This is a genomic window from Micromonospora sp. NPDC048843 (assembly GCF_040649965.1).
Classification (GTDB): Bacteria; Actinomycetota; Actinomycetes; order Mycobacteriales; family Micromonosporaceae; genus Micromonospora; species Micromonospora hortensis.
Genome location: NZ_JBEZGJ010000275.1, coordinates 1 through 6,602 on the forward strand (window position 1 = coordinate 1; position 6,602 = coordinate 6,602).

At 69.9% G+C, this 6,602-nt stretch carries 11 protein-coding genes; 7 read left to right on the top strand and 4 right to left on the bottom strand.

What is annotated here, in order from left to right; translation table 11 throughout:
• The first annotated feature begins 134 nt into the window (after positions 1 to 134).
• The 4 genes from AB0C20_RS34255 to AB0C20_RS34270 all read left to right on the top strand — a co-directional run bounded on the left by AB0C20_RS34255 (position 135) and on the right by AB0C20_RS34270 (position 2,181).
• Positions 135 to 866, top strand: a complete 732-nt coding sequence (locus AB0C20_RS34255) for a helix-turn-helix transcriptional regulator (protein WP_357569557.1) — start codon at positions 135 to 137, stop codon at positions 864 to 866.
• A gap of 101 nt (positions 867 to 967) precedes the next feature.
• Complete coding sequence (locus AB0C20_RS34260; RefSeq protein WP_357185045.1) at positions 968 to 1,651, top strand: SDR family NAD(P)-dependent oxidoreductase; 684 nt, start codon at positions 968 to 970, stop codon at positions 1,649 to 1,651.
• Positions 1,652 to 1,712: 61 nt separating this feature from the next.
• A complete protein-coding gene (locus AB0C20_RS34265) occupies positions 1,713 to 1,937 on the top strand; it encodes a hypothetical protein (protein WP_357185042.1) in 225 nt (74 codons plus the stop codon).
• Positions 1,938 to 1,986: 49 nt separating this feature from the next.
• Positions 1,987 to 2,181 carry a hypothetical protein gene (locus AB0C20_RS34270; RefSeq protein ID WP_091405645.1) on the top strand — a complete coding sequence of 65 codons (195 nt, stop codon included), beginning with the start codon at positions 1,987 to 1,989 and terminating at the stop codon, positions 2,179 to 2,181.
• Between the two features lie 56 nt (positions 2,182 to 2,237).
• On the opposite strand, the gene AB0C20_RS34275 is transcribed toward AB0C20_RS34270, so the two are convergent.
• The 3 genes from AB0C20_RS34275 to AB0C20_RS34285 are packed head-to-tail and all read right to left on the bottom strand — an operon-like array spanning position 2,238 to position 3,510.
• Positions 2,238 to 2,780, bottom strand: coding sequence for a DUF1360 domain-containing protein (locus AB0C20_RS34275; protein WP_124858679.1), 543 nt, complete (start codon positions 2,778 to 2,780; stop codon positions 2,238 to 2,240).
• A gap of 53 nt (positions 2,781 to 2,833) precedes the next feature.
• The gene (locus tag AB0C20_RS34280) at positions 2,834 to 3,172 is read right to left on the bottom strand and encodes an SRPBCC family protein (protein ID WP_357185038.1); all 339 of its coding nucleotides are present in this window, start codon (positions 3,170 to 3,172) and stop codon (positions 2,834 to 2,836) included.
• Complete coding sequence (locus AB0C20_RS34285; protein WP_357185035.1) at positions 3,172 to 3,510, bottom strand: DUF6158 family protein; 339 nt, start codon at positions 3,508 to 3,510, stop codon at positions 3,172 to 3,174. The genes AB0C20_RS34280 and AB0C20_RS34285 overlap by 1 nt, the downstream gene beginning before the upstream one ends.
• Before the next feature lie 134 nt (positions 3,511 to 3,644).
• Between AB0C20_RS34285 and AB0C20_RS34290 the strand changes: the two genes are divergently transcribed.
• Positions 3,645 to 4,067 carry a hypothetical protein gene (locus AB0C20_RS34290; protein WP_357185030.1) on the top strand — a complete coding sequence of 141 codons (423 nt, stop codon included), beginning with the start codon at positions 3,645 to 3,647 and terminating at the stop codon, positions 4,065 to 4,067.
• 25 nt (positions 4,068 to 4,092) lie between these two features.
• The gene (locus AB0C20_RS34295; RefSeq protein ID WP_357185028.1) at positions 4,093 to 4,422 is read left to right on the top strand and encodes a DUF3817 domain-containing protein; all 330 of its coding nucleotides are present in this window, start codon (positions 4,093 to 4,095) and stop codon (positions 4,420 to 4,422) included.
• A gap of 51 nt (positions 4,423 to 4,473) precedes the next feature.
• On the opposite strand, the gene AB0C20_RS34300 is transcribed toward AB0C20_RS34295, so the two are convergent.
• Positions 4,474 to 4,995 (bottom strand): DUF6232 family protein, encoded by a 522-nt coding sequence (locus AB0C20_RS34300; RefSeq protein ID WP_357185025.1) that lies wholly within the window; start codon positions 4,993 to 4,995, stop codon positions 4,474 to 4,476.
• Positions 4,996 to 5,493: 498 nt separating this feature from the next.
• Between AB0C20_RS34300 and AB0C20_RS34305 the strand changes: the two genes are divergently transcribed.
• On the top strand, positions 5,494 to 6,471 hold the full coding sequence (locus AB0C20_RS34305; protein WP_357185023.1) for an NlpC/P60 family protein: 978 nt from the start codon (positions 5,494 to 5,496) through the stop codon (positions 6,469 to 6,471).
• The last annotated feature ends 131 nt before the right edge of the window (positions 6,472 to 6,602 follow it).

A 6,602-nucleotide genomic window follows, 5' to 3' on the forward strand; every position in this document is an offset into this window, starting at 1 on the left:
CGAACCGGGCCCGTCTCGCCGGCCAGCAGACGACGGGCCACGCCAGCGTTGTACGCGGCGTCACCGCCCCGCAGGTCGGCGAGGGTGGACCGGGGATGCGACGTGTGCCGGGCCTGCGCCGCGAGGAGGTCGCCATGCTTGCCGGCGTCAGCGCTGACTACTACCTGCGCTTGGAGCGGGGCCGCGACCGAAACCCGTCCGTGCAGGTGCTCGAGTCCATCGCACGCGTACTCCAACTCGACGACGAGCACCTGGCCTACCTGCTGAAGCTGGTCGCTGACACTCCCCGACAGCGCCGACGTCGACAGCGTAAGGAAACCGTTCCGGCCGGTGCGCTCAAACTCCTGGGCTCCCTCGTCCAACCCGCCTTCATCGAGGGACGGTATTTCGACATCTTGGCCTCGAACAGCCTCGCCAGAGCCCTATCCCCAAGCCTTGCCGAAGGGGGAAATCAGCTCAGGGATCTGTTCCTGAATCCCGCCGAGCAGGCACTGCACCCGGATTGGGAGAACATCACGGAGTGCTTCGTCGCGAACCTGCGACAGGCAGTGGGCACCGACATAGACGACCCACGCTTCATCGAACTCACTGGAGAACTCTCGTTGGCGAGCGTCCGATTTCGCCAGCTCTGGGCACGACATGACGTACGCGGACAGCGCGGAACGCCGATTCGGCTCAATCACCCGCAGGTCGGGGAGCTGACCCTCAATCGGGAACGGCTGGGCATCGCCGGAGCGGATGGCCTGATGCTCGTCGTCTTTCATCCCGACACCGGGTCCAGTGACGCGGAGAAGCTGACCCTCCTTGCCGCCGCCGGCCTACCTGCCGTCCGCGAACCACAAGCAGTCCAGCCCGTGAACATCTGAGACGTGCCGATGGCAGTCCCAGCGATCAGAGGGGGTCCTGTCAGACCCCGGTCCCAAGAGGGCTCCGGGTACGCCGAACTGCCGTGGTTAGCGTTCGGGACATGACCGTCACACTGATCACCGGAGCCAACAAGGGCATTGGCTTCGAGACCGCCAGACAGCTTCTGGAGTTGGGGCACGAGGTCTACATCGGCGCGCGGAATGTCGAGCGGGGCGAGCAGGCCGCCGCGGCGCTCGGAGCGCGATTCGTCCAGCTCGACGTCACCGACGACGCGTCAGTGCGCACCGCACTGGCGACTGTCGACTCGGCCGAGGGCCGACTCGACGTCCTGGTGCACAACGCGGGCATTCTGGAGACCGAGCTCGACGGCCCCGCCGCGCTGCGATCCTTCGACACCAACGCGGTGGGAATCGTGCGCGTCACCGAGGCGGCGCTGCCCCTGCTTCGCAAGTCGTCGAATCCCACAGTCGTCACCATCTCCAGCAGCGCCGGATCGTTCTGGGCGGTGAACAACCCTGAGCGGCCTGAGTTCGGCATGTCGCTCGCGTTGTACTCGGCGTCCAAGTCCGCGGCCACCATGTTGACCGTGCAGTACGCCAAGTCACAGCCGGGCATCAAGTTCAACGCCCTCGAACCGGGCCCCACCGCCACCGACATGACCGCCGCCTTCGGCATCGGGCGACCGGTAGAGGAGAGCGCCCGACAGGTCGTACGCCTGGCGACCCTGGAGCCGACCGGGCCGACAGGGACCTTCCAGGACGAAGCAGGGGAACTGCCCTGGTGAGTCCCGTACGTCGGCCATCGGCGTGACGTTTGACCGATTCCGCCCCGGGTAGCTGATCGATGTGACCGACGACGCATCAGTGGCCGGTGAGCCGGATACCCAGGCCCTCGACGACCTGCTCGACGACATTTTCCGGGCGCAGGAGCGGGTCACACAGGCGGAGATCTATCGCCGGGCGGTGGCCGCCGAGATTCCGCCGGACCTGCTCGCCCGCATCGACGCGCTTCCCGAGGGCGAGTACGCGGTGGACGAGGCCAGCGACCTGCTGGGCGGTTCCGTCGGCTGAGCGACCTGGGCGGCACCATCGCGTGAATGACCGCAGGAGGGACACCGACATGACGCACCACGAGGACCACGACGAGAAGGTGCCGGCGCTGGGTCAGCCCCCGAAGGGCAGGGACACCACGCCCGAGCCGGACTTCGCCAACGAGCACGACCGCACGGCGGTGGATCGGGACATCATCACCGGGGCGGACGAGGACGAACGGGAGCCGGAGTCGCCACACGGTTGGTCCGGCATGCAACGTTGAGGCGTACGAGAAAGGGGGGCCGGTGTCTACCGGCCCCCCTTCTCGCGTCCTGCTCGTCAGTCGTCGTCCTGATGCCCACCCTCGGCGGCCTGCTGAGCCGTCGCGTACGCCATCTGGAGGAAGTCGGACGCGGCGACCGCCGTCAGCGCGGTGGCCACCAGGCGGGTGAGCCGGGGCGCGAGCACCAGGCCACCGGTCAACCCGGTGGCCACCCAGACCGCCAAGCAGAACGGGCAGCTCAGCAGCTCGCCGATGGCGTGCCGGGTGGGGCTGCCCGAGTCACGCACCTGCTCCATCACCTCGCCGCTGCCGATCGGACGGTCGTAGCGGGTGAACGGCGCCCGCAACGGGCTGGTCACCGCGTCCTTGGACAGCAACCGGCTCAGCTTGTGCGTGGCGATGGAGAGCAGCACCACGTCGGACGGCGCGGGACGCTCCGGCACCGGGCGGCCGGTCGCCTTGACCAGGCCGGCGAGAGCCCCTGTCACCCCGGCGTAGGCGCCCATCGCCACCAGGTAGCCGCCGAGCGGCCGGTGCTCGTGCGGCGCGTACGCCCGGCGCAGCCGGGCCGCCTTCTGTCGCAGGCCAGTGTCGCTCACCCGATCTCCTCAACTGTGGTGGTGGTGCGGGAACGGCGTCCCGCGCGGCCGGCTCAGCCGGCCTGGAGGTTGTCGGCGACCTCGCGTGCCAGGTTGGTGAGCGCCTCGTCGGCCAACTGGTCCGGACCGGGCCCGCCGGACCCGTCGGCCAGGTCGAGCTGGATCCGGGCGCCGCCGGAATCGGCCGGCTCCACCCGGATCTCGGCGGACCAGTCGTCGGCGTCGCCGTCGCCCCAGCGGGCGCGAAGCTCCTCGCCGCTGATCTCCGCGGCGGGGCTGCCGTCGCCGCGCAGCGGCTCCGGCAGCCAGGCCGAGGCACGGTCGGGGTCGGTGGCCGTGCTGAAGACCACCTCGGGTGGCGCGGACATGCCGCGCACGGCGCGCGCCGACATCACGCGCCCCGCAGGCGGCTGGGATCGACCTCGCGACCCGGGTGGCGGGCCAGGTACTCGGTCTCCAGCTCTGCCGTGCGCCGCAGGTGGTTCGCGAGTGCGGAGTCCGCCGCGTGCCGCAGGGTGTCCAGGCGGGTCCGGTGCAGGCTGTGCATCTCGCGGATCAGGTCCTCGTCGGTCAGCTCCGTCGGGTCGATGCCGAGCAGGTCGCCGTCGAGGCCTGGAGCGCCGGCCGGGTCGGCGAGCTGATCGCCGCCCCACTCGGGCACCCGCTGCTCCGGGCTCATATCCGCACTGCCGCTGGACGCGAAGCCGTCCTCACGTACCGATCCGGTCATGATCGCCCCCCTTGATCTCGTGTGGGCTGGCGTCTAGACGATTGCCCAGGCGTGGTGATGCCAAACCAAGCCGGGGAGGCGACGACTACGACACGGTGTCGGAGACCGGAAGCGCCCCCGGTACCCTCAATGTCATGAGGCGGCTCTGGACCCCGGCGTGGATCGCACGCCACGTGGCCATGGTCGTGCTGGTCGTGGGCTTCCTCGGGTTGGGCTGGTGGCAGATCAGCCGGGCCACCGCCGGCAACAGCCTGAGCTGGGGGTACGCGGTCGAGTGGCCGATCTTCGCCGGCTTCGTGGTCTACGTCTGGTGGCGTGAGGTGAAGCTGGCCCGCCGCAGGGCGGCGGAGGCCGACGCGCCGCCCGCTGATCCGGCCGTCGAGCCCGCCCCGGCGGTCACCACCGGATCCCGACCAGCGGTACGCCGCCCGGTGCGGGTGTCCCGGGTGCCGGCCACCGGCGATGTCGTCGAGGACACCGACCTGGCCGCCTACAACCACTACCTGTCATGGTTGAACGCCAATCCGGGCGCCCGGCCCGGTGACTATCCCGGCTGAGCCGGGCTCGGAAGGACGGACGAAGGTGGGCGCTGCCCTTACCCGGTACCGCGTGATCGCCTGGATCGTGGGCGTGGTGCTGATCCTGCTAGTCGTGATCGGCATGCCGCTGAAGTACGCGTTCGACAACCCGGTCGTCGTGGAGACCATCGGGCCGGCGCACGGCTTCCTCTACATGATCTACCTGGTGGCCGCGTTCGACCTGAGCCGCCGAGCCGACTGGCCGCTGAAGCGGATGCTGCTGGTGATGCTGGCCGGCACGGTGCCGTTCGTCTCGTTCTACGCCGAACGGCGGGTCAGCGCCTGGGTGGCGGCACCGCAGGAGGCACGGGCTCCGGAGCCGGTCGCCCGCTGAGCTTGCTGAACGGCCGGTGGGCCAACCCGGCTCCGGCCCACCGCCGTCGGGTCATCGGTTGGGCCGCCACGGGTCCGCGGAGGCGAGCGGGTCGACCCAACTGCCGTAGCGGTTGACCTCCCGGGCCCGCAGCAGCGACCGGGTGACCTGGCCGAACTGCCGTTCGTCCTCGGCGCTGAACAGCAGCACCTCCGAGCCCTGGTACCACCCCCACAGTTCGTGCGGCGGTGGGCGCCAGCGATCGCCGACCAGGGCGAGAGCGGCCGGGAGCAGGAGCACCGCGCCGAGGATCAGGTACGCCCCGGCGGTGAGGCGGTGCAGACCGCCGGTGAAGCCGAGAAGCACCCCCACACCGCCGAGCATGCTGGCGGTGATGACCACGGCCCGGACGGCGATCCGGTCGTGCGGACCCCGGGTGGTACGCAGATGGGTCAGGTCGGCGACCCGGTAACTGTTCCGACCGACGGTGAACCGGTCGACGGTCACGATGATGCCGGGCCGCGCGTACAGCAGGGTCGACCGGGCACCCGGCACCGTTCGCGGCGGTCGCGTCTTTGCGCCTTCACGATTCACGGTTCCTCCCGAAGGGGACGGTTGGCCGAGTCGATCCGTCGGCGATTCATCGCTGCCTGTCGACGGGATTCCCGGCTCGGACTTCATTGTGTTGGGCCGCCGCCAGTCGACCTGGGCATTTACCGGGTCTCGACAGCTCGCCACGACCGGGTGACATCGCCGCGAAACAGCATCCATTTCATCTTTTATCGGTTATGGCGACCAGGAATCCGGCGGCATACGCCCGGAACGACGAAGGTCGCATATCCGTCAGTAGGTCGCTAAAAGGGCGATGTTCCCTCGTTGGCAGGCGTCATCAGCCACCATGGCGCCACCCAGCCCAGTAGCCCGACCCGCAACTCACCCAACTTTCGCCACTGCTTCAACTGCGAGCGACATCCGTCCCGGGTTAGGTTGGGCGAGCCGGTCCGGCCCAGTGCCGTCCGCCCGGATGGCCCCGGCCGGTGTCGTCGAGGGCGTCAGCAGCTCCGGCGGCCGTGGGAGAGGGGCCTTTCGCTCTTGTCATCCCTGAGAAATCTGCTGCGCACCGTGGCGCTGGTCGGCATGTCGGCCGCGCTTATCGCCCCGACGGCGGTGGCCCAGGCCGAGCCGTCCCCCGCCGACCTGACCCGCCGGATCGAGACGTCCTCGGCCGAGTTGGAGCGGGTCGTCGAGTCGTACAACAAGTTGCGTGAGGAGATCAAGACAAACGAGGCCGCCGTGGCCCGATTACAGACCCGCATCGGCCCGCTCGAACAGCAGGTTGAGCAGAGCCGGGCCGACGTGGCGGAGCTCGCCTCCACCGCTTACAAGAGTGGCGGCCTGCGCACCGCGGACGCTCTGCTGCGCCCGGGCGGCTCGGCCGCACTGCTGGACCGGCTCGGCGCGATCGAGCAGTTGACCCGCCAGCGGCAGGAGCGCATCTCCGGCTTCACGGCCGACCAGCAGCGGCTGCTCGACGAGAAGGCCCGACTGGGCGCGACCTTGACCCGGCAGGCCGCACAGGCTCGTCAGCTCGCCGCGGGTAAGAAGCAGATCGAGCAGGACCTGGCCAAGCTGTACGAGCTGCGCCGGCAGGCGTACGGGGCCGCCACCGAGCGACCCGAGCCCAAGGCGGCGACGACCGAGGCCAAGAACGTGCCCGCCGTGTCCGGTGCCGCCGGCACAGCGGTGCGTTACGCGTTCGGCGCGATCGGCAAGCCGTACGTCTGGGCTGCCGACGGGCCGAACGGCTACGACTGTTCCGGCCTGACCTCGGCGGCCTGGCGGGCGGCCGGGAAGTCCCTGCCGCACAACACCAGGATGCAGTGGGGCGCTGTCGCCCACATCGGGCGGGGCGAGCTACGCCCCGGCGACCTGGTCTTCTACAGCGGGCTCGGGCACGTCGCCCTCTACGTGGGCGACGGTCAGGTGATCGACGCGCCCAGCGCCGGTCGCAACGTGCTCAAGCGTGGCATGAACATGATGTCCATCCAGGGTTACGGCCGGGTGCGCTAACCACTATCGGAAACGGCGAACGGCCGGCGTCCCCCTCCCGCCGCCCGGCGTGACTGTCGACGAGGAGAAGGCCGAGCGCCCGACGGGCAAGCCCGGTCACGTCGAGCCGTCCGGTGACCCGCAGCTCCGCG

What these genes read in the sequence shown, in the direction of transcription:
- AB0C20_RS34255 (WP_357569557.1), top strand. Translation starts at nt 135, where the DNA reads ATGCTTGCCGGCGTCAGCGCTGACTACTACCTGCGCTTGGAGCGGGGC.
- AB0C20_RS34260 (WP_357185045.1), top strand. Translation starts at nt 968, where the DNA reads ATGACCGTCACACTGATCACCGGAGCCAACAAGGGCATTGGCTTCGAG.
- AB0C20_RS34270 (WP_091405645.1), top strand. Translation starts at nt 1,987, where the DNA reads ATGACGCACCACGAGGACCACGACGAGAAGGTGCCGGCGCTGGGTCAG.
- AB0C20_RS34280 (WP_357185038.1), bottom strand. Translation starts at nt 3,172, where the DNA reads ATGTCGGCGCGCGCCGTGCGCGGCATGTCCGCGCCACCCGAGGTGGTC.
- AB0C20_RS34285 (WP_357185035.1), bottom strand. Translation starts at nt 3,510, where the DNA reads ATGACCGGATCGGTACGTGAGGACGGCTTCGCGTCCAGCGGCAGTGCG.
- AB0C20_RS34290 (WP_357185030.1), top strand. Translation starts at nt 3,645, where the DNA reads ATGAGGCGGCTCTGGACCCCGGCGTGGATCGCACGCCACGTGGCCATG.